Annotated in this window: 15 protein-coding genes and 1 tRNA gene; 12 read left to right on the top strand and 4 right to left on the bottom strand. The window is 44.6% G+C overall.

What is annotated here, in order from left to right:
* Positions 1-121 precede the first annotated feature (121 nt).
* The 3 genes from M4S28_RS12930 to M4S28_RS12920 all read left to right on the top strand — a co-directional run bounded on the left by M4S28_RS12930 (position 122) and on the right by M4S28_RS12920 (position 4,477).
* Positions 122-1,042, top strand: a complete 921-nt coding sequence (locus tag M4S28_RS12930; protein WP_249632736.1) for a LysR family transcriptional regulator — start codon at positions 122-124, stop codon at positions 1,040-1,042.
* Between the two features lie 205 nt (positions 1,043-1,247).
* Entirely contained in the window at positions 1,248-2,447 is a 1,200-nt protein-coding gene (locus M4S28_RS12925; RefSeq protein WP_102445067.1) for a NupC/NupG family nucleoside CNT transporter, read from the top strand.
* Between the two features lie 215 nt (positions 2,448-2,662).
* On the top strand, positions 2,663-4,477 hold the full coding sequence (locus M4S28_RS12920) for a cation:proton antiporter (protein WP_249631923.1): 1,815 nt from the start codon (positions 2,663-2,665) through the stop codon (positions 4,475-4,477).
* A 155-nt stretch (positions 4,478-4,632) separates the two neighbouring features.
* Here the strand turns inward: M4S28_RS12920 and folD are convergent, their stop codons facing one another.
* On the bottom strand, positions 4,633-5,490 hold the full coding sequence (gene folD / locus M4S28_RS12915) for a bifunctional methylenetetrahydrofolate dehydrogenase/methenyltetrahydrofolate cyclohydrolase FolD (RefSeq protein ID WP_004734180.1): 858 nt from the start codon (positions 5,488-5,490) through the stop codon (positions 4,633-4,635).
* A gap of 210 nt (positions 5,491-5,700) precedes the next feature.
* Here folD and M4S28_RS12910 point away from each other — a divergent pair.
* Positions 5,701-5,777, top strand: a tRNA-Arg gene (locus M4S28_RS12910).
* A 113-nt stretch (positions 5,778-5,890) separates the two neighbouring features.
* On the opposite strand, the gene M4S28_RS12905 is transcribed toward M4S28_RS12910, so the two are convergent.
* On the bottom strand, positions 5,891-6,394 hold the full coding sequence (locus tag M4S28_RS12905; RefSeq protein WP_249631922.1) for a GNAT family N-acetyltransferase: 504 nt from the start codon (positions 6,392-6,394) through the stop codon (positions 5,891-5,893).
* A 297-nt stretch (positions 6,395-6,691) separates the two neighbouring features.
* Here M4S28_RS12905 and aroC point away from each other — a divergent pair, with 297 nt between their 5' ends.
* Positions 6,692-7,777 (top strand): chorismate synthase, encoded by a 1,086-nt coding sequence (aroC, locus tag M4S28_RS12900; RefSeq protein WP_004734182.1) that lies wholly within the window; start codon positions 6,692-6,694, stop codon positions 7,775-7,777.
* A 109-nt stretch (positions 7,778-7,886) separates the two neighbouring features.
* On the opposite strand, the gene M4S28_RS12895 is transcribed toward aroC, so the two are convergent.
* Entirely contained in the window at positions 7,887-8,510 is a 624-nt protein-coding gene (locus tag M4S28_RS12895; protein ID WP_004734183.1) for a trimeric intracellular cation channel family protein, read from the bottom strand.
* Positions 8,511-8,809: 299 nt separating this feature from the next.
* Here M4S28_RS12895 and M4S28_RS12890 point away from each other — a divergent pair, with 299 nt between their 5' ends.
* The 3 genes from M4S28_RS12890 (at position 8,810) to M4S28_RS12880 (ending at position 10,323) form a co-directional block, all read left to right on the top strand.
* Entirely contained in the window at positions 8,810-9,340 is a 531-nt protein-coding gene (locus M4S28_RS12890; RefSeq protein WP_017079495.1) for an elongation factor P hydroxylase, read from the top strand.
* A gap of 9 nt (positions 9,341-9,349) precedes the next feature.
* Entirely contained in the window at positions 9,350-9,613 is a 264-nt protein-coding gene (locus M4S28_RS12885; RefSeq protein ID WP_004734185.1) for a YfcL family protein, read from the top strand.
* Positions 9,614-9,801: 188 nt separating this feature from the next.
* Complete coding sequence (locus M4S28_RS12880; RefSeq protein WP_017111158.1) at positions 9,802-10,323, top strand: NADPH-dependent FMN reductase; 522 nt, start codon at positions 9,802-9,804, stop codon at positions 10,321-10,323.
* A gap of 200 nt (positions 10,324-10,523) precedes the next feature.
* Here M4S28_RS12880 and mnmC read toward each other — a convergent pair whose 3' ends face one another.
* Complete coding sequence (gene mnmC, locus M4S28_RS12875; RefSeq protein ID WP_249631921.1) at positions 10,524-12,671, bottom strand: bifunctional tRNA (5-methylaminomethyl-2-thiouridine)(34)-methyltransferase MnmC2/FAD-dependent 5-carboxymethylaminomethyl-2-thiouridine(34) oxidoreductase MnmC1; 2,148 nt, start codon at positions 12,669-12,671, stop codon at positions 10,524-10,526.
* Positions 12,672-12,727: 56 nt separating this feature from the next.
* Between mnmC and fabB the strand changes: the two genes are divergently transcribed.
* The 4 genes from fabB (at position 12,728) to M4S28_RS12855 (ending at position 21,836) form a co-directional block, all read left to right on the top strand.
* On the top strand, positions 12,728-13,939 hold the full coding sequence (gene fabB / locus M4S28_RS12870; protein WP_010436883.1) for a beta-ketoacyl-ACP synthase I: 1,212 nt from the start codon (positions 12,728-12,730) through the stop codon (positions 13,937-13,939).
* Positions 13,940-14,426: 487 nt separating this feature from the next.
* Positions 14,427-15,560 carry a 4-phosphoerythronate dehydrogenase gene (locus tag M4S28_RS12865; protein WP_249631920.1) on the top strand — a complete coding sequence of 378 codons (1,134 nt, stop codon included), beginning with the start codon at positions 14,427-14,429 and terminating at the stop codon, positions 15,558-15,560.
* Positions 15,561-15,572: 12 nt separating this feature from the next.
* Positions 15,573-16,586, top strand: coding sequence for an aspartate-semialdehyde dehydrogenase (locus M4S28_RS12860; protein WP_004734159.1), 1,014 nt, complete (start codon positions 15,573-15,575; stop codon positions 16,584-16,586).
* A gap of 207 nt (positions 16,587-16,793) precedes the next feature.
* Positions 16,794-21,836, top strand: a complete 5,043-nt coding sequence (locus M4S28_RS12855; protein ID WP_249631919.1) for a FimV/HubP family polar landmark protein — start codon at positions 16,794-16,796, stop codon at positions 21,834-21,836.
* Positions 21,837-22,001 lie beyond the last annotated feature (165 nt).

Below are 22,001 nucleotides of genomic sequence, written 5' to 3'. Positions count from 1 at the left end.
CTTTGAATAGCATTTAGCCTACTATAGGCAGAACAGATTAAAGGACTCTTCGGAGTCCTTTTTATTTTATATTTCAGAGATTTAAGAAGGTGGTTTTGTGCTAACAGATAGAGCCGCACAGATGGTGATATTCCATGCGTTAATCAAGCATGAAGGCTTTACCAGTGCAGCAAAAAGCTTGAATGTGTCGGTATCTCACATCAGTAAACAAATTGCTTTGCTCGAGGATTCGATAGGTATCAAGTTAGTGCAAAGAACCACACGCAGCCTTACGTTAACCGAAGCTGGAGAAGTGTTCTATCAGCATTGTGAGCAGCTGTTCAATACGGTGAAAGCGGCTCAAATGGACATGGATAGCCAGCGTGACGACATTTCTGGAATATTCCGTATAGGCTTGTCTCAGTCATTTGGCACACTGCATATCATTCCAGCGATTGACCAGCTTAGACAGCTTTACCCTCAGCTGAGAATTGAAGTGCATTTGTTCGATTACAAAGTGGACATGATTGAGGAGCGCTTGGATCTCTGGATCACTAACAATGAAGACTTGCCTGAAGGTTACATTGCGCAGCGTTTAGCAGATAGCCAGTTTGTGGTAGCCGCATCACCGGATTATCTGATTAAGGCAGGGACTCCACACGCGCCATCTGATCTGATTGACCATAACTGCCTTATCTACCGCAGCCGTGAACGTGATTACACGTCATGGGCATTTGATAACGGCCAAGAAAATCTCAGTGTTAAAGTGGCGGGCGATTACTCGGTGGATTTGGCTGAAGCGGTACGAGACGCGGCAGTATCAGGTTGGGGCGTTGCTTACCTAGCGACTTACTTAGTCAAAGAAGAGTTTAGAACGGGCAAGCTCATCCAAGTTTTACCGGAATGGCGAGCGAGTCAGCTGATGCCATTCTATGCCGTGTATCCGAGTAGAAAGAACATGCCGAAGAAGCTTTCAGCAGTGATTGAGTTCATCAAAGATCATATCGGATCGCCGACTTATTGGGACAAAAACCTCAAAACCTGCGTTGAACTGCACCGCTAACTGTTTCCCAATCTATAAATATAATTTCCATATGGAAAAAGTTTGTTTTTTAATCAAAGTTAATTATTAAAATTCAATGGCTTAGTGAAAATCGCTATTGAAGAGTGATTCAACCAACATCACATTAACAACCTCAACTTGCCGCAAACGATTTCCTCTATAGAATGCGTCGCCTTTCCTACCTACAACTTTTAGGTTGACGCACATGGCTTCCCTACTTGGAATTATCACTATTTTAGTAACCGCTTGGTTACTATCTACGGACAGAAAAAATATCCCGCTAAGAACCGTCTCTTTGGCTTTCTTACTGCAAATCTCATTCGCCCTACTGGTTCTGTATGTGCCAATGGGTAAAGAAGTGCTGAATGCAGCCACTGGTGCAGTGTCTAGCTTGATCAACTACGGTCAAGAGGGGATTAACTTCCTATTTGGTGGCCTAACGAATAACGGATTTGTATTCGCTATTAACGTTCTCGGCATCATTATCTTTTTCTCTGCACTGATTTCAGGTTTGTACCACATCGGCTTTATGCCAAAGGTGATCAACCTTATCGGTGGTGCTTTGCAAAAGTTTTTAGGTACAGGTCGTGCGGAGTCTCTATCTGCAACGGCGAACATCTTTGTTGGCATGATTGAAGCGCCATTGGTGGTTAAGCCTTACTTGAAGCACATGACGGATTCACAACTGTTTGCCGTGATGGTGTGTGGTTTGGCGTCTGTAGCTGGTGGCACGTTAGTGGGTTATGCATCGCTGGGTGTTGATTTGAACTACCTGATCGCTGCGGCATTCATGTCTGCTCCTGCTGGTCTATTGATGGCCAAGATCTTGGTACCAGGTAATGCAGATGAGGCTCAAGAAAATATTGAGTCTGATGTTGAAATTCCTCGAGCAACAAACGTCGTTGAGGCTATGGCTGATGGGGCTATGTCTGGACTTCGTATTGCCGTTGCAGTGGGTGCGACACTTCTGGCCTTTATCAGTGTGATTGCAATGCTGAATGGCTTACTAGGTATTGTTGGTGGTTGGTTTGGCGTAAACCTAAGCTTCGAACTTATCCTAGGTTATGTATTCGCACCCGTTGCATGGTTGATCGGTGTGCCGTGGTCTGAGGCTGTGGTTGCAGGTTCGCTGATCGGTAACAAGATCGTTGTGAACGAGTTTGTGGCTTTCATCCAGTTAATGGACGTAAAAGACGCACTGAGTGAGCACTCAAAAGCGATCGTTACTTTCGCGCTATGTGGTTTTGCAAACATCTCTACGATGGCAATTCTGATTGGCGGTTTGGGCAGCTTAGTTCCAGAGCGTCGTTCTTTCATCTCACAATACGGCTTTAAAGCAATTTGTGCGGGTGTGCTTGCCAACCTAATGAGCGCAGCGATTGCGGGCGTGGTGCTTTCTCTATAAGTAATCATTGGTGACTTATAAGCACTTTCTAACTGGGCCATAACCACCCAGTTAGCTAATCGTGGCTTTGCTCTCCCTATAGTAAAGTGACTGATTAACCACAATAATATTCGCTTAGTATGATAAAGAGAGCCTATAGTGTAAGAACGTAGGCTTTCTTATTTCAGTGAATAAGTTTGTACCACAGGGTGTGGTACAAATGTTTAGGGGCACAAATGGATTTGTCGATCACTTCTTCTTTGGCGTTAATTGGACTCTTGTCCCTAGCTTGCCAGCTACTTGGTTGGCGTTTGCGTCTTCCCGCTATTCTTCCTTTGCTTATCGTTGGCCTGCTATTAGGCCCCGGTCTAAAGATCCTTAATCCTGATGCCATTTTTGGTGATGTACTGTTCCCGTTGATTTCATTAGGGGTCGCCATCATTCTGTTTGAAGGTGCATTGACTCTTAATTTCAAAGAAATCAGAGGCCATGGCCGCATGGTGACTCACTTAGTGAGTTTCGGCATGTTGATTACGTGGGCGTGCATCGTGGTGGGGGCTTATTATTTTGTCGATTTCAGTTGGCCATTGGCGGCGCTGTTTGCTGCATTAGTCGTGGTGACTGGCCCAACAGTGATTGTTCCCATGCTGCGCAGCATTCAACCCAAATCTTCGTTAGGCAGTATCTTGCGCTGGGAAGGGATAGTGATTGACCCGATTGGCGCTCTGTTTGCCGTTCTCGTTTACGAATACATTGTCTCTTCAGTCGATCCTACAAGTCATGTTTTGTCGGCGTTGGGGCTGACTTTAGCCATTGGTTTGGGCTTAGGGATCATCGGTGGCTATTTGATTGCCAAGATGCTGCAAGGGCATTGGATTCCACACTATTTGCGTAACGTGGCGGTCCTGACATTAATGCTGGCGGCGTTCTCTTTCTCAAATGATCTGAGTGAAGAGTCCGGTTTATTAACCGTGACCATCATGGGTATCTGGCTCGCCAATGTGAAAGGCTTGGATCTCGAAGACATTATTGAGTTCAAAGAGACCCTAACCGTGTTACTCATTTCCGCCTTGTTTATCTTATTGGCGAGTCGACTCGATTCTGGGACTTTCCTCTCGATAGGTTGGGGTGGTATTGGCTTATTAGCGGTCGTCATGCTGGTGGCTCGTCCTCTGAGTGTGTGGATCAGCGGGATCGGCACGGATCTTACTTCAGCAGATAAATGGTTTTTGAGCTGGATGGCGCCTCGTGGGATCGTTGCTGCCGCAGTTTCTTCTCTGTTTGCAATCAAGCTTCAAGAGAAGCAATTAATCGAAGGGGCAGATTTACTGGTGCCAATGGTGTTCTTGGTCATTATTGGTACGGTAGTGATTCAGAGCCTAACCGCGAGTTGGTGGGCGAGAAGGCTGGGTGTGACTCAAGAGAAGACACAAGGGGTTATTTTCTTTGGTGCGACTCATTTTTCACGTCAGTTTGCCAAAGTGCTGGCGACACACAACATCAACAGTGTGCTTGCTGATACCAACTGGGAGAGCATTCGCTTAGCGCGCATGGACAACTTGAATGTCTATTTCGGTAATCCAGCTTCGAACCATGCTGAAAATAATCTGGAATTGGACGGGATAGGGCGTGCCATGATCGTTTCGCCTTACCGTCAAACCAACCCATTAGTCAGTATGCACTATCAAGATGAGTTTGGTGAGAATAAGGTGTTTGAACTTGAATCATCAGAAAATAAACATGAAAGGCATCAGGTGAGCCGCGATGGTAATAGAAGCCTGTTTTCAGAAGGGGTTACCTATTCCAAACTTAACTCCTTGATGGCTCAAGGTAGCCAAATTAAGAGCACGGGTTTGACCGAGGCGTTTGACCTTAATGAGTTTAATGCCCTGTACCCTAAAGCGATTCCATTGGGTGTGATTAATGACGGTGATTTCCGCTTAGTGACACAAGGTTCTGACTTGGAAAAACTCATATCAACGGAGTGTCAGGTTATTAGTTTATTGCCGCCTTCGGAAGAGATTGAAGGTATCGATACTCCAGATAAGTAGCGAGTGCTCTGTATTTAAAGCGAGTCGCTTTGTATCAAAAACGAATAGCTCAGTATCGAAAAAGCCGCAACGTTTTCACGCTGCGGCTTTCTAATTTTGCTCTAGGGCGAGGCAATTCATGCCACCGGTATTACTACCTAAGATCTCATTGCCGACTATTTCGAGTGAAATTGCTCACAAGCGATCATTGTATTCTCGATTAGGCTCGCCACTGTCATTGGACCTACACCACCCGGTACTGGTGTGATGAAGCTTGCGCTCTCTTTAGCCACATCGTATTCAACGTCGCCAACGAGCTTGCCAGATTCCAAACGGTTGATACCAACATCGACCACAACAGCACCTTTCTTAATCCAAGCACCAGGAATGAAGTTAGGCTTACCAACGGCAACCACAACAACGTCTGCTTGACGTACGTGACCTTCAAGGTCTTTGGTGAAGCGGTGGCATGTTGTTGTCGTACAACCTGCTAGAAGCAGTTCTAGAGTCATTGGGCGACCAACAATGTTTGATGCGCCTACAACAACCGCGTGCTTGCCGCGTAAATCGATGTTGTAACGGTCAAGCAGCGTGATGATGCCTTTAGGCGTGCAAGAGCGCAGCTTAGGCATGCGCTGAGCCAAACGGCCTACGTTGTATGGGTGGAAGCCATCAACGTCTTTTTCAGGTGTGATACGCTCAAGAACGTGAGTAGTATCGATACCAGCAGGCAAAGGCAGTTGAACTAGAATGCCATCAATCTCTGGGTCTTCGTTGAGTTGATCGACTAGCGTTAGCAATTCATGTTCGGTGGCAGTTGCTGGTAAATCAAAAGATTTCGAGACGAAACCAACTTCTTCACACGCTTTGCGTTTACTGCCAACGTAAACCTGAGATGCTGGGTCTTCACCCACTAAAACAACCGCTAGGCCCGGGGCACGTAATCCAGCTTGAGTACGAGCTTTTACACGTGCAGCTACTTCAGAGCGAACCGTTTGAGAAATTAGCTTTCCATCAATATTTTGAGCAGTCATGAATTTCCTTAGTATTGATATTCAAGTTAGTGGCTGATGTTTTGGCGCATTATTCCAGAAAATCTTTTTGATTACCATCAAGCAAACGTTTGCTTTGTTCTATTTTCCAACACTTATAATCTTATTGCCCTTTTTTTACTCACTTGGATCAGAATGTTAGATAAAGCCGTTGCTTTACTGATTCGAATTCGTATAATCCTTTCCTGTAGCGCGCCCTTAGCTCAGCTGGATAGAGCACCTCCCTTCTAAGGAGGTGGTCGAAGGTTCGAATCCTTCAGGGCGTACCACTATTTAAAGAAACCCGATAACTCCCTGAGCTGTCGGGTTTTTTGCATTTCAGAACGACTTAATATTTCAATACCATGTTGTGTCTTTAGATGCCTTTGTATTTCAGTTTTTGCTAAACGGCAACGAGCTGTGGGGTATATCTAAGGCCTAGCATACTGCATCCATCTTCCAAGTAACGATCGGTCACTACGTCGAAACCGAACTTACCATAATAGTCTTTAAGGTGAGCTTGTGCCGAAATGAAAATTGAGCAATCAGGGTAAATCTTCCGAGTGGTATCAAAACTCACTTGCATGAGCTGGTTACCTATCTGTTTACCGCGATAGTCCTTTGCGACAATCACTCGTCCAATACAAACATCGTTGGCGTCTGAATCGAGCAGGGGAAGAACATCGGTTGGATACCCAAGCTTCTGAGCCATAATTCGACTGTAAGCCACTAGGTGTCCGTTCTCATAACCCATGATGTGATAGGTCTCTGGATGATTATCTTTGCCGTCTAGATCACTATAGGGTGTGTTCATATCCACGATAAAAATATCAACTCTTTGCTGTAAGAAATCATAGAGCTCTTGAACAGACAGCTCCGCAAATTTTTTAACTCTCCACTCGATCATCACTTTTCTCCTTATTATTTTGGGCTACAACATAGAGAGTATTCAAACCGAGTTCATTAACCTTTGTTAACTGGCCATGAAACTATTCAAAATCACCACTTTAAAGCGCCACTCATTTTCCCTTGTTATTCATTTCATTCGGCTTATGTAATAGAAAGTTAAAATTGTTCGTTTTTTGGGGTTTACATCATTTAGTAATAAAGCCACTATGAATTCACGAAGAATAGACAAGTAAAGCTATTAGCCAGTCGGTTTAGGAATCAAACCTTCTGAGTGATGGCTGATTTAGAGGAAGTAATGGCAGGAAACAGTATCGGACAACATTTCCGCGTGACTACGTTCGGAGAAAGTCACGGTATCGCACTAGGATGTATCGTAGATGGGTGCCCACCAGGATTAGAAATTACAGAAGCAGACCTTCAAAGAGATTTGGATCGTCGTCGCCCTGGTACTTCTCGTTATACAACGGCTCGCCGTGAAGCGGATGAAGTGAAAATCTTATCAGGTGTATTTGAAGGCCAAACTACGGGCACTTCTATTGGTCTATTGATTGAAAATACAGACCAACGCTCTAAAGACTATTCCGAAATTAAAGACAAGTTCCGCCCTGGACACGCTGACTATACGTACCATCAAAAGTACGGTGTGCGTGATTACCGTGGTGGTGGTCGTTCTTCAGCTCGTGAAACTGCAATGCGTGTTGCGGCAGGTGCAATTGCGAAGAAATACCTGAAACAAGAATTTGGTGTTGAGATCCAAGCTTACCTTTCTCAAATGGGTGATATCTCAATTGATAAAGTGGATTGGAATGAGATCGAAAACAACGCGTTCTTCTGTCCAGACGCCGACAAAGTGCCTGAGTTTGACCAACTGATTCGTGACTTGCTAAAAGAAGGCAACTCGATCGGTGCGAAGATTCAAGTGGTTGCGACTAAAGTGCCTGTAGGTCTTGGTGAGCCAATCTTTGATCGTTTAGATGCTGACATTGCTCACGCTCTAATGAGCATTAATGCGGTGAAAGGTGTTGAGATTGGTGATGGCTTTGATGTCGTTAATCAACGTGGTAGCGAACATCGTGATCCATTAACTCCAGAAGGCTTCAGTAGCAACCATGCTGGCGGTATCTTAGGCGGTATTTCTACTGGCCAAGATATTGTGGCAAGCATTGCGCTTAAACCAACATCAAGCATTACTGTTCCTGGTGACACGATCACTAAAGACGGTGAAGCAACGCAGTTAATCACTAAAGGTCGTCACGATCCATGTGTGGGTATCCGTGCGGTGCCTATTGCTGAAGCGATGCTGGCTATCGTGCTGCTTGATCACTTGCTACGTCACCGTGGTCAAAACTTTGGTGTGACAACAGAAACGCCAAAAATCTAGTTCTGCTTCGTTTTATTCAAAACAGAATTGAAACTGATTTGATAGATACAAAAAAAGGGTTGCTTCGTACTGAAGCAACCCTTTTTATATTCTGCGTCATTGAAAATATCTAATGTACAGAGCTTTCCGGATCAAGCTGGAATGAAGGCAAGCGCCATTTGAATCGTACGGCCGCCATACGCAGCAAGTAACCAACCACAAGCGTAACAATCGTTGCGGTTACGTCGTTAATGCCAAGCTCAAGCAAACCTAGGTATAAACCTGAAGCGACAAGTGCGACAGATGCATACAGCTCTTCATGCAGAACCAATGGTGTTTGACGGCAGATAAGATCGCGCAACAGGCCACCGAACACGCCAGTTACCAAGGCAGACACCATACAGATCATTGGGTGCAGACCCATGGTCATCGCGACTTTAGTGCCAATGATACTGAACACGATAAGACCTAGAGCATCTAAACGAATGAACAAGCCTTTTAGCTTGATTACCCATTTAGCCAGTCCTGTTGTGATAACACCCGCGATACAGGTGATCGCCAGATATTGTGGGTTTTCAACCCAACCTAAAGGGTAATGGCCGAGTAAGATATCTCGTACTGTACCGCCGCCAATTGCCGTTGCACTTGCAACCAACATTACACCAAACCAATCCATTTTTTGTTTGCCAGCACTGAGAGCGCCGGTCATGGCTTCTGCCGTGATGCCAATGATATACAAAACACTTAGTAGCATTGCTGTAGCTCTATAATTTAGGTCTATAAATTGGAGTCTTATAGGCCATAGGGATATAAAAATGAAGCGCGAGTGTAGTAGTAAAAACGCTGATTGACGAATGAATATTTGTACCGTGAATAGGCATTTCAGATTAGCTAAACTAATCATTCACCTCAAAATGGTGTAATCTGGGATCAGCAATCGATTGTCATCGTAAAGTATTATGATGAACCTAATGTCATTGCCAGTGATAGGGCTTTACCGAGCGCTTAAAAAAACGCAAAATGCCCCAGTTCTTTTTATTTAAATTTGATCTTATGACACACCAATACCCAGATATCATCGACATTTTCAATCAAACCTTTTTCGAGAGCTTTAATACCAAGCTAGAACTGGGAGCGGACGAGCCTATTTACCTGCCAGCCGATGGGGAGGTTTCTCATCACCGTATCGTATTTGCTCGCGGCTTTTACGCGTCAGCACTTCACGAGATAGCACACTGGTGTGTGGCTGGTCCTGAGCGTCGTTTATTGGAAGATTTTGGTTACTGGTATGAGCCTGATGGCCGAACTGAGTCGGTTCAAGCTGAGTTTGAAAAAGTAGAAATTCGCCCACAAGCGTATGAATGGATCATTGCGACCAGTGCAGGCTTTCCTTTTAATGTCAGCTGTGACAATCTACACGGCGATTTTGAGCCAGATCGTTTGGCCTTTATGAATAAAGTACACAGCGAAGTCATGGGTATCTTTGAAGCTGGTCTTCCGCCTCGCGTGAAAATGCTCTCTGAAGCATTACGCAGTTTCTATGATGTTGCACCTTTATGTACTAGCCAATTTATTGTGAAATAAGAGAATATTATGATTATCGAATTTGAAGAAAAACTACTTGAAGTAATTGATGCTCGCATTGAAAACGCATCAGACGATGAACTGTTTGCTGGTGGTTACTTACGTGGTCATATTTCTCTTTCAGTGGCTTCATGTGAAGAAGACGGCATTGAAGACGTAGCCGAAGTTAAATTGCGTATTGAGAAGAGCCTAGAAGACGCGCGTTCTGAATTGACGCCAGCCGATCGTACGATCGTTAATGACCTTTGGGTTGAGCTGCAAAACCAAGCTTAATTTTATTCGTCTAGCATTATTCGTCTACCGTAATTCGCTCATTACTCTTCCTCCTCATTTTTGAGCGAACCAATAATTTGAGACTCATTCGAAATTTTTGAATGAGTCCGTTCATTTCTTGTGATGGTTCCATTTTCTGACTACGTTATTCTAATCCCACTTAACGGAATCACAGAAAAGGTCACATCATGAAAGTTATCGCATTCGGCGCAAGCACAAGCTCTACCTCTATCAACAAAACTCTAGCAACTTACGCAGCTAACTTGATTGAAGGTGCTGAAGTCAAAGTTCTAAACATCAACGATTACAACGTTCCTATGTTCAGTGAAGACACTGAAAAAGAGATTGGCCAAGCGGAAGGCGCTCAAGCATTCTTGCGTGACTTAGCAGAAGCGGACGCATTTGTTATCTCTTTTGCAGAACACAACGGTCATTATCCAGCAGCGTACAAAAACCTATTTGACTGGGCGACACGCATTGAGCGTTCAGTATTTGGTGAGAAACCTGCGGTTTACTTAGCGACATCTCCGGGCCCAGGTGGCGCACAGACGGTACTTGGCGCAGCAACAGGCTCAGCGCCATACTTTGGCGGTAACGTTAAAGCATCGCTTTCAGTACCTAGCTTCTACGATAACTTTGATTTTGAGTCGGGTTCAATTAGCAACGAAGAGATTGCCGCTCAAATAAAAGACGCGATTGCTAAGCTGTAAAAGCGGAAAGTAAAGAACTGCTCTAGAATAAGAAGCAGCGACGTAGACAAGATTAGAAAAACAAAGCCTGAGCATTGAGAGATGCTCGGGCTTTTGTTTGAGTCGTACTAGGGCGTGTTGACCTTTCGCTGCAAAAATCAGCTCGTAAGATCAACACTGCCTAACACTTATTTGAATATTTAGACCTAGTCTAGAATCGACTATTCCGCACTGGTTTGTTTTGTTGAGACCCAACCTTCTGTTAACGCTTTGCCTTTGCGTAATCTTCTAATCCACATTCGACTTGGATGAATGGCTTCGAGCACATCAACCGGAAGAGGTAGAGGATCGCCACAAATTTGTGAGGCTAAAACTTCAGCTAAAAGAGGGGTCGAGCTCAAACCACGCGAACCTAAACCGATAAAGCAGAACAAGTTCGGATAGCTGATAACAGGTTCGATACTGTCGATAGCATCACGCTGCGGATTAAAGTTGTGCAAATTCTGATATTGCTCTTTGATGGATTCAAAATCACCAACATTACCGACGAATGGTAGGTGATCTCGACTCACGCTTCGGATACCTTGGCGCGCTAAGTTGCCACTGGTATCGACATCTTTGGTCCACGCTTGTTCTGGTAGCGACCCGTGTAAGCGCTCGCCATTATGTTGTTGCACCTCAATATCAAATTCTTGGTCGATATTGGTTTTATCGTAATTCGCGCCAATACAGTGGTGACCATTATTTGGGTTTTGTGGCGTCAGGTAGCCATCAAAGCACAATACCGTTTTTAACTGGCTGAGATTTTCTGTGGTCGGGATATGACTCACTTGCCCTTTAACTGGCGTCAGAGGTACGGGTCGAGTTTGTTCAAACTGAGTAAATTTGTGCCCATTAGCAATAACCACTTGGTCGTGCTTGGTTTGAATCTCGCCTTGAGGTGTCTCAATCGTCAGTAACCATTGTTGTTCAGCTTCGAGCCACTCAAGTTGCGTTACTTGATGTTGATAGTGTGCGCTTACTTGGTTGGTCTCTTCTAACTTACCTATCAAACCTTGAGTCAACTGAAGAGGGCTTAACCACCCACCCAGTGGGAAGTAAACACTCTCTTTATCGACCGGTAAGCCAATCTTTTCGTTCGCTTGTTCAGGCGTTAAGCGCTGGATCAAGTCTGTGTGGAAATTGCCTTCCAACATGCGGTTGAGCTTTTTAGTTGAGCCTTGATCCCACATCAAGATATTCACGCCACACCAGCTGTGATCAAAGTTCACCGATTGCGCTGCTTGATTGATAAATTGGCGGGCAAACAATAAACCCGGGCCAAATATTCTTGAAACATTAGATGTCGCTTCACTCAATAACGGGTAAATCGCACCTTGATTATTGCCAGAGGCATTGCCCGCAGCTTGTTGGTGTTCACAATAAAGGGTGATGTTTTTACCACGTCGGCTTAAGGTTTTTGCAAGCGAAGCGCTGGCAACACCACCACCGATAATGGCGATATCTTGTGAATCACTGTGTTGAGCTAGGCCATACCAAGGTTTGATGTTGGTGTGAGCGTGCTTTTCGTTAAGGCGGCCTGCAATCATTTCCCGCTTAGTACCAAAGCCTTTAACTTTTTTCATTGCAAAGCCAGCTTCGATTAAACCGCGGCGAACAAAACCGGCAGCAGTAAACGTTGCACAACTGCAATCTTGTTTTGCTAATTTGGCCATGCCGTTGAATAGGTTTTGATTCCACATTTCTGGGTTCTTACTTGGCGCAAAGCCATCTAAGAACCAAGCGTCAACCAAACCTTCATGCGGGGTCGGCACGTTTGGCATACAATCTTTAATATCACCAAACCACAAATCAAGCGTGATCGCACCATCACCGAGCACAATACGGTGACATTCAGGCAGGGCGATAGGGTAGTGTTCTTGGAGTTGTGTCGCATACTCCGCTAATTCTGGCCACGATTGGTGCGCTTTGATGAGATCCTCTTTATTGAGAGGATATTTTTCAAAACTGATGAAATGTAACTCTTTGGTCATCGCTTGTGGGTTATCTTTAATAAAAGCATCGAACCATTGCCAGACTGCGAGAAAGTTCAAACCTGTACCAAAACCAGTTTCAGCTATCACAAAACGGCGTTGTTGATGTTCAAGCCAACGCTCTGGAAGGTGGTTTTGTTTTAAAAAGACGTAGCGAGTTTCTTCTAAACCGTTAACATTAGAGAAGTAAACGTCGTCAAATTGGTCTGAAACTGGCGTGCCAGACTCATTCCATTCCAGTTCTGCATTAGTAATTGAAGTCATAAAATCTATCATTTTGTGATTTGAAGCGATATGTTGGTAGGGATTGTACGAATTTCTAGGAAAGCTGACCACTTTTGTTAGGCTTCTTAGTTATCATCTAGCTGAATTTAGAATTATAGGAATGTCACATGAAACGAGTCGTAATCACCGGTATGGGTATTGTTTCAAGTATCGGTAACAACGTCGAAGAAGTTTTAGCATCACTGAAAGAGGGTAAATCTGGTATTACCGCTTCAGAGCAGTTCAAGGAAAATGGCTTGCGCTCTCAAGTTTGGGGTAACCTAAAAATGAACCCTGCTGACCATATCGATCGCAAAAAAATGCGCTTTATGGGTGATGCAGCGGCATTCGCTTATCTTTCAATGGAGCAAGCAATTGCTGATTCTGGTTTAACTGAAGATCAAGTATCTAATGACCGCACGGGTATCGTAGCGGGTTCAGGTGGTGCTTCATCTCTAAACCAAGTAAACGCAGTAGACATCATTCGTGAGAAAGGCGTGAAGCGCGTTGGTCCATACATGGTGCCACGTACAATGGCTTCTACGGTTTCTGCTTGTCTTGCTACACCATTCAAAATCCGTGGCGTGAACTACTCTATGAGTTCTGCATGTGCGACATCTGCACACTGTATTGGTCACGCAATGGAGCTTATCCAACTGGGTAAACAAGACGTTGTATTCGCTGGTGGCGGTGAAGAACTGGATTGGTCTCTGACTATGATGTTCGACGCAATGGGCGCACTTTCTACTAAATACAACGACACTCCTGAACTTGCTTCTCGTACCTACGATGCTGACCGTGACGGTTTCGTTATCTCTGGTGGCGGCGGCATGCTAGTTATCGAAGAGCTTGAGCACGCTGTTGCTCGTGGCGCAAAAATCTACGGCGAGATCGTGGGTTACGGCGCAACTTCAGATGGCTACGACATGGTTGCTCCTTCTGGTGAAGGCGCGGTTCGTTGTATGAAGATGGCAATGCAAAACGTTGATGGCGTTGACTACGTGAACACTCACGGTACTTCAACTCCTGTTGGTGACGTTAAAGAACTTGGCGCAATCCAAGAAGTCTTTGGCGGAAACAGCCCAGCAATCTCAGCAACTAAAGCGATGACAGGTCACGCTCTAGGTGCGGCTGGTGTACACGAAGCAATTTACTCAACGCTAATGCTTGATAACGGCTTCATCGCACCAAGCATTAACGTTGCAAACCTAGACGAAGCGGGCGCAGGCCTAGACATCGTAACGGAAGCTCGTGAACAAGAGCTAACAACGGTTATGTCTAACAGCTTTGGTTTCGGCGGTACGAACGCAACGCTAGTAATCAAAAAATACCAAGGCTAATTGAAGCTAAGGTTAAATTAATAAAGGTTAATCGTTAATGGGTGACGTGAGTGCAGACTCAAAACGCATAGGTTGCCCACTAACTATGACCAACAGAACAAAGCTTTTTAAATGTAGGTTTTATACGTGTTTTTTTGAACATGACTTTTTAAATCTGGGTTTAGAAATTAAAAGGTTTCCAGAGCTTGACCAGTAGTGACTTTGGTTAGTACTGGTTGAACAGACGCAAGACTCTGTCTCCTGGAGAGCGAGATAGGATCCTTTTGTTCTGGATGTTTGCCCGATTGTTTATTCAATCGGGCATTTTTCGTTTCTGGGCTACACAATCTTCAGTGTTGATTCGGTTTTGGGATATGGTGTGATAAATGCCAACGTAGCCCTTTATATATAATGTATTCCATTTGCTACTCGACACCGAGTGTGGAATTTTGCACAATCATTTCAATTCACATTTAGGTCGATAGACCCCAACTAAAGTACTCGCCAAATGAAAATCTTAATCGACGAAAATATGCCTTATGCTGAAGCGCTATTTAGCCAGCTAGGGGAAGTGACAATGAAGTCTGGTCGCACATTAACGGCTGACGACCTAGTTGACGTAGACGCATTGATGATTCGCTCTGTCACCAAGGTGAATGAGTCATTGATTAGCAAAGCCAATAAGCTGAAGTTTGTCGGCACTGCGACGGCAGGTATGGACCATGTCGACCAAGCATTGATGAAAGAGCGTGGCATTTTCTTTACTGCAGCGCCTGGCTGTAACAAGGTGGGTGTCGCTGAGTATGCCTTCAGCGCAATGATGGTACTTGCGCAGCAACAAGGCTTCTCTGTATTCGATAAAACGGTCGGTATTATCGGTTGTGGTCAGGTAGGTAGCTACTTAGCGAAGTGCCTTGAAGGTATTGGTATCAAAGTTCTGCTGAACGATCCTCTAAAACAACAAGAGGGTGATACTCGTGAGTTTACTGAATTAGAGACACTGCTTGAGCAATCGGACGTGATCACTCTACATACACCAATTACTAAAACGGGTGAGTTCCCAACGCATCACTTGATCAATAAGCAAGTGCTGAACAACTTACGTGCTGATCAAATTTTGATTAATGCAGCTCGTGGCCCAGTTGTTGATAACCAAGCGTTAAAAGCTCGCTTGCAAAAAGCCGATGGTTTTACTGCCGTTCTTGATGTGTTTGAGTTTGAACCTGAAGTCGATTTTGAGCTACTTCCACTGCTTGCTTTTGCAACTCCTCACGTAGCGGGCTACGGTTTAGAGGGTAAAGCACGTGGTACTACGATGATCTTCAACAGTTATTGTGAGTTCTTGGGTACAGAGCTACGAGCTTATGCAAGCGATCTTCTGCCGACAGCCCCAGTGCCTCAAATGAAATTAGATAGAGCTTGGGATGAAGCAACACTGCACAATTTGACTCAGTTGATCTATGATGTGCGCAAAGACGACGCCTTATTCCGTCGCAATATCTCTACGCCGGGTTCTTTTGACAAGATGCGTAAAGAATATTGGGACCGCAGAGAGTACAGTGCAGTCGAGTTAACGGGCGACGAATCTTGTAATTTAACGCCGTTATCTAAACTCGGTTTTATGGTAAAGCCAACTTTATAAAAGAGAGAAACAATGAGCCAAGAATTTAATATTGCTATTTTAGGTGCGACTGGTGCGGTTGGTGAAACCATTCTTGAAGTACTTAAAGAGCGTAAATTCCCTGTCGGTGAAATGCACTTACTAGCAAGTGAACGTAGTGAAGGCAAAACTTCCCGTTTTAACGGCAAAACAATACAAGTACAAAACGTAGAAGACTTCGATTGGTCTCAAGTACATATTGCGTTTTTCTCTGCAGGTAGCGAGCTTTCAGAACGTTGGGCTCCAATCGCGGCTGACGAAGGTGTGGTGGTTATCGATAACACATCACGTTTCCGTTACGAATATGATGTTCCTCTGGTTGTGCCAGAAGTGAACCCTGAAGCGATTGCTGAGTTCCGTAACCGCAACATCATCGCGAACCCTAACTGCTCTACTATTCAGATGGTAGTAGCACTTAAACCAATTCACGATGAAGTGGGTCTTGAGCGTATTAACGTTTCAACTTACCAATCTGTGTCTGGTGCAGGTAAGCCGGGTATCGATGAGCTAGCAGGTCAAACGGCTAAGCTTCTTAACGGCATGCCAGCTGACAAGTCAGCATTCTCACAGCAGATCGCGTTCAACTGTATTCCTCAGATTGATGAATTTACAGAGAACGGCTACACACGTGAAGAAATGAAGATGGTTTGGGAAACTCAGAAAATCTTTGCTGATTCGTCAATCACGGTGAACCCGACTTGTGTTCGTGTTCCTGTGTTCTACGGTCACGCTGAATCCCTACACGTTGAAACTCGCGCGCCAATCGGTGCAGAGCAAGTTATTCAGCTTCTAGAGAACACGGAAGGCGTTGAAGTATTCCAAGCTTTAGACTTCCCAACTCAGGTTCGTGATGCGGGTGGTAAAGACCACGTAATGGTTGGTCGTATTCGTAGCGACATCAGCCATCACAGCGGCGTGAACATGTGGGTAGTAGCTGATAACGTACGTAAAGGCGCAGCAACGAACGCAGTTCAAATCGCTGAAGTTCTGATTCGCGATTACTTCTAAGCTTCATTGCTTTGATTATCAAGCCTCACTCTTTAGTGGGGCTTTTTTAATCGATTGAAAATATTGTTAGTCAAATTGTGTGAAATTGCTGCGAATATTGTTGCTGCAACACATTTTTTGTTTTCATCTCTATAGTTTTACGTCATTTATCCGATATATTTAATAGATCATCACTTTTCCGAATTTAAGCACCTAGCTGAGCCTTTTATGTTTCAATTTTTCAAGCCGTGGTTAATGCCTTTTGCCTTTATCATTGCGACTCAGATTTCCGTTGTTCGTGCAGATTCCATTCGAGTTGTAGGGCCTAATGGCCAGATACAATCAGCGCCTACGTTTTCAGAACCTCTTCAAAGAGCGCAATTGAATAGCGCTGAGCCTTCACGTTTCTATGGTCCAACTCGTGGCTCAGAAACGCTATGGTCTATTGCTTCAAGGTTACGCCCTGATAACTCCGTTTCAGTCCAACAAACATTGTTGGCGATTTATCGCTTAAACCCACAAGCGTTTGAAAATCAGAATATCCATAGCCTGCTGCCTGCCAGTAATTTACGTGTGCCTTCTTTAGAGCAAGCACGTGCAAGTTCGACGCAGCAAGCTATCAACATCATGAACTCGCACCTTGCTAAGCTTGATGCTCCTGCGACAAAGCCTACCGCTTCAAAACCTAAAGTAGCGCAAGCGTCAAGTCGACCAGATGTAGCACCTAAAAATGCACAATCCAAAGCTAAGGTTAGCGAACCTAAAGTTGTCGATAAATCGATAATTGGTAATCAAGAGATAGTGAATAACAAGCCGCTAACCGGTGCCAAGGAAATGAACCACCTTGAGAAGCAGTTAGAGCTTTCAGAAACTGAGTTACTGTCACTCGAAGAAAAAAACCATCAACTTCGTTTGATGCTGTCGAATGTTCAATTGGAAGTGGATGAGCTAAAAACAGAGCTCAGTGATGAAGACCGCATTCGTAGCGAAGTGGAAAAGCTGCTTGATGAAGAGCGTAGAAAGAACGCCGAAATTGAAAAAATGGCACCAAGTGCCATGGATGAACTGTTATCTAATGGTTGGTTAGTTGCGGCTCTTGCGATTATTCCGGGTCTTCTACTTGGTTTGATCATCGTGATGCTGATAGGTCGTCGTTCTAAAAATGAAGAACAACAGCAAAACACTCAAGAACAACCGATTCAGCCTGAACCAAGCAGCGTCGCGCCTATTACATTGGGCGACGAGATGGACGACCTTAACGAGCTGTCTTTAGACGATGACTTGTTTGGCACTGAAGATGACGCCAATAAGTTGTTTGACGACCAAGCTCTTGCTGAAGAAGATGATGTATTTGCAGGATTGGATGAATCTGATCTCGATTTCAATCTCGACGGTGAAGATGATGACCCATTTGCGAGCATTGGCGAAAATGGTGATTTAGACACTAACTTTGATGATCTGGACTTGGACAGCAGCAACGGCATTAGTGTTAATGGTGAAGAGAAAGCGCTTGGTCTTGAAGAGATGGAGCGCGCGCTCGATAAAAGCGCAGAAAGCGCACTTGATACCGATGAAGTCGATTTTGACCTCTCAGATGATAACGCAATGTCTGCTGATGACATTGAAGCACTGCTATCTAAAGAATCCGAGACTGAAGATTTAGGCTCTAACGAATTAGACCAGTCACTATTAGATGACCTGTTTTCTCTTGATGACGAAGATGATGATAGCTTCGACATCGATGCTTTGATTTCGGAAGAGCAAAATGATTCTACTTCTAGTGCCGACACATCAATAACCGATGATTTTGATATCGATGCGCTTATCTCAGAACAACAAAGCGATGCTACGCCTTCGGACATAAGCAATGACGACTTTGATATTGATGCTCTGATCTCTGAACAACAGACCACTCAATCTGCAGCTCCTAGTGTAGAGGATGATATTGATGACATCTTTGCTCAGGTTGCCGCTCAGAACGAGCAAGCGAATGATCCTTTCAACCTCGATAGCGACGATGAGATAGCAACGAACCTAAACAATGGTTTGGCGTCTGATGATGATATCGAAAACATCCTGTCTCAGTTTGATAAGCCAATCGTTGATGAAGAGACTCAAGACAGCGTTGATCTACTTGATGAGCAGTTGGAAGGGGATGACGTTGACCTAAGCAACTCGACCGAACTCCTTGATGAAATGCTGGGCGATGAATCGGATGATGAGCCTGAAAGTGAGCCTTTAGGTTTTGATGCCTTATCTGAACTTGAAGAGCTTTCTGGTTTATCGACTGATGATGAGCTAAACATTGCAGAAGACAGCACGGAAACTCTGGATGAATTAATCGGAGATTCTGATGATGACTTCGAACTCGACGCAGAGAGCACAGACTTACTGGATGATTTCCTTGATAGTGAGCTATCGGATGATGCGCTTTCAGCGGACCAAGCCGATTCACCAAAATCTGAATCTTTAGACCCGTTTGATGATTTACTGACAAGTGGTATTGAAGACGAGCTTGAATCAGAAGAACAGACGTTTGATAAAGAGCTAGATGCTGCCTTTGGTTCTGATAAAGCCAGCGACGACCTTATCAAGGATTCAGAGGTTGAACATACTCAATTAACGTCAGAGCCTTCTGAAGTCGAGCCTGAGCAAATAACGGACATTACTGAAACACCACAACCTGAACTTGTTGGTGATGCTTCATTAGATTCAGAACTGATTCAAGACGGTGCTGATGTTAAGCCAGAAAATGATGAAGCCTTTAATCGTGATGACTTTATCGATGACTTGTTTGGTGTAGCGCCTGCAACGGATGCGTTGCTTGATGACGCACTAGAAACAACAGATGAAGCATTGATTGATGAGTTGATGACTTCTGATGACAGCGATTCGTTGCAAGCTACTGAAGAGCCAGCTGAAGCATCAATCGAAAGTGCTTTGGAGCCAGAAAAAACGGACCTTTCTGATAGTCATGAATTATCACCAGAAGAAGCGGTGTCGTCTGTTAAAGATGATGAACTGGATATTGACTCGTTGCTCTCTGAGAATTCTGACTTTGACAAACCAGTTTTTGAAGAGCCGACTCAAGAAGATACTGAGCAACAAGAATTAGAACCGAAAGAAGCCGACGTACAACATCAGCGTGAAGACATCGCTGCGAGTACTGAAGATCAAGCTTCGCCGTCGTCTTTAAATGAAATCTCTGAAGACGATGAAGAAACGGTAGAAGATTGGTTAGCCGAAGCCATTGATGATGTTGAATCTCCTGCGAATATAGACTCTGATTTTGACTTTGAACCGAAAATTCAAGGTAGCGATGAACTTGAAAATATCGTTGAATTCTTGCCAGAGCCAGAGCCAGAGCCAGAGCCAGAGCCAGAGCCAGAGCCAGAGCCAGTCCGTGCTGCACATATGCCAGAAATCATTCCAAATGAGTTCGGTGTACCAGAAGACAATGATTGGCTGATTGGAGACGATACAGCTAAAAAAGATGCGTTGGCGGAAGCGGACGCTGAAGCTGATGTTGAAGTAATACCAGAACCAGTTGCTCCTGCTGTTGATTCTCAACTAGACGCTGAGCCTCAAGCAGAAACGGAACCGCAAGTTGACGCTACGGAACAAGCTGAAGTTCCAGGACAAGACAGCGAAGAAGAGTTCTCGTTTGATGACTTCGAACTTCCTGAGTTTAATGAAGAAGATGCACTAGCGGAAGCTGATGCTGATGCTGATGTTGAAGCCGATGCTGATGTTGAAGTAATACCAGAACCAGTTGCTCCTACTGTTGATTCTCAACTAGACGCTGAGCCTCAAGCAGAAACGGTACCGCAAGTTGACGCTACGGAACAAGCTGAAGTTCCAGGACAAGACAGCGAAGAAGAGTTCTCGTTTGATGACTTCGAACTTCCTGAGTTTAATGACGAAGACGCATTGGCAGAAGCCGATGTTGAAGTAATACCAGAACCAGTTACTCCTGCTGTTGATTCTGAACCTCAAGCAGAAACGGCACCGAAAATTGAAGCTCCGGAACAAGCTGAGGTTCTAGGACAAGAAGGCGAAGACGAGTTCTCGTTTGATGATTTCGAACTGCCAGAGTTTGGTGAAGAAGACGCGTTGGCGGAAGTCGTTAGTGAGCCTGATGAAGCTCAATTAGAGCAAGATCTCGCTCCTGAGGCAGAAAAGTTTGAGTTCGATGATCTTGATCTTCCTGAATATGACGAAGAAAGCGCAAAAGCAGACTCTGTTTTAGATGATATTGAACAAAGCAGCGCAGAGCCAGTAGCGGAAGAAGAAGGCGTCGAGTTCGATGAGCTTGATTTGCCTGAATACGGTGAAGACGAAGCCATCTCAGATGCGTTTGCAGAGAAGCCGACACCACTGACTTCTTTTAGTCCGCAAGGTGAAGAGCAAGATGCGCTGCATGATTTGTTCTCAAATCCGCAAAGCTTTAGTCACGCTGACGACTTCTCCGATACAGAGGGTTTCTCGGACGAAGCAGGGTTCTCAGATGCAGAAGAACCTGAACTGGCAGCGTTCGCACAACCAGATGATTCACCGAGTTCATCTTCAGGATTAAATTCAACGCCTTTAGAATCAAACTCAGCACCTACAGCGGTTCAAGACGAACCACTAGAAGGCTTTGACGATTTTGATGAAACAGCATTGGCCGAGTTGCTTTCAGAAGATGTACAAGACTCAGTCGACAATATGTTTGAGAAGCCATTAGATGCGACGTCGATTGACAGTGCAGGGCTCGATATTGATGCGATGCTTGAAGTTGGCGGTGAAGATTGGAAAGGCTTTAACTTAGCTCCAGAGCAGCAATCAAGCATGCACAATAGTGTTCCTGACGATCAACAAGAGATTTGGGCATCGGCTGAAAAACAAGCTGAACCTAAAATTAAAGAAGAGAATTGGGGTCAACAAGATAATCTAACAGAGTCAGGTAACCGTCGTGATAAGCAATACATGACGATTGACGAATTGATGGCTCAAGTAGAGCAAGAGGGCGAAGAAGCCATTAATCCAGATGATGAAGAGTTGAAGCTGGATGTTGGTCTCAATGAATTCCCTGATGTTATCGGTGATATCGGCAACTATGATGTCGACAACAATGCAGAAGCTGCTGGCAAGCTCGATTTGGCTAAAATCTATATCGAGATGAGTGATTCGCAAGGTGCAATTAAGCTTCTAGAAGAGGCGATAGTTGACGGCAGCGATGATATTCGCCGAGAGGCAAAGAATCTTATCGATACCTTAAACGGTCGATAAATTTAAAAAAAATCATAAAGGGTAGCGTTGGCTACCCTTTATTTTTAGATGAGCCCAAGCGCCTTTGTTTTATTTGGCTTCTTAAAACCACCGTCTAGGGCGGTAGTGATTGTTTATTGCAGTTTTAGCCCCATCCTATTTGGGCTAGCACTCATTTCCGTATAT

Origin of the sequence: Vibrio sp. J383 (genome assembly GCF_023503985.1) — a bacterium.
In the GTDB taxonomy this organism is placed as follows: domain Bacteria; phylum Pseudomonadota; class Gammaproteobacteria; order Enterobacterales; family Vibrionaceae; genus Vibrio; species Vibrio splendidus.
Note: the sequence above shows the minus strand (reverse complement) of the source record. Positions and strands in the feature narration are given on the sequence as shown.

Excerpts from the sequence above, each read along its gene's own strand:
- M4S28_RS12930 (WP_249632736.1), top strand. The coding sequence starts at position 122 with ATGGTGATATTCCATGCGTTAATCAAGCATGAAGGCTTTACCAGTGCA.
- M4S28_RS12925 (WP_102445067.1), top strand. The coding sequence starts at position 1,248 with ATGGCTTCCCTACTTGGAATTATCACTATTTTAGTAACCGCTTGGTTA.
- M4S28_RS12920 (WP_249631923.1), top strand. The coding sequence starts at position 2,663 with ATGGATTTGTCGATCACTTCTTCTTTGGCGTTAATTGGACTCTTGTCC.
- folD (WP_004734180.1), bottom strand. The coding sequence starts at position 5,490 with ATGACTGCTCAAAATATTGATGGAAAGCTAATTTCTCAAACGGTTCGC.
- M4S28_RS12905 (WP_249631922.1), bottom strand. The coding sequence starts at position 6,394 with ATGATCGAGTGGAGAGTTAAAAAATTTGCGGAGCTGTCTGTTCAAGAG.
- aroC (WP_004734182.1), top strand. The coding sequence starts at position 6,692 with ATGGCAGGAAACAGTATCGGACAACATTTCCGCGTGACTACGTTCGGA.
- M4S28_RS12895 (WP_004734183.1), bottom strand. The coding sequence starts at position 8,510 with ATGCTACTAAGTGTTTTGTATATCATTGGCATCACGGCAGAAGCCATG.
- M4S28_RS12890 (WP_017079495.1), top strand. The coding sequence starts at position 8,810 with ATGACACACCAATACCCAGATATCATCGACATTTTCAATCAAACCTTT.
- M4S28_RS12885 (WP_004734185.1), top strand. The coding sequence starts at position 9,350 with ATGATTATCGAATTTGAAGAAAAACTACTTGAAGTAATTGATGCTCGC.
- M4S28_RS12880 (WP_017111158.1), top strand. The coding sequence starts at position 9,802 with ATGAAAGTTATCGCATTCGGCGCAAGCACAAGCTCTACCTCTATCAAC.
- fabB (WP_010436883.1), top strand. The coding sequence starts at position 12,728 with ATGAAACGAGTCGTAATCACCGGTATGGGTATTGTTTCAAGTATCGGT.
- M4S28_RS12865 (WP_249631920.1), top strand. The coding sequence starts at position 14,427 with ATGAAAATCTTAATCGACGAAAATATGCCTTATGCTGAAGCGCTATTT.
- M4S28_RS12860 (WP_004734159.1), top strand. The coding sequence starts at position 15,573 with ATGAGCCAAGAATTTAATATTGCTATTTTAGGTGCGACTGGTGCGGTT.
- M4S28_RS12855 (WP_249631919.1), top strand. The coding sequence starts at position 16,794 with ATGTTTCAATTTTTCAAGCCGTGGTTAATGCCTTTTGCCTTTATCATT.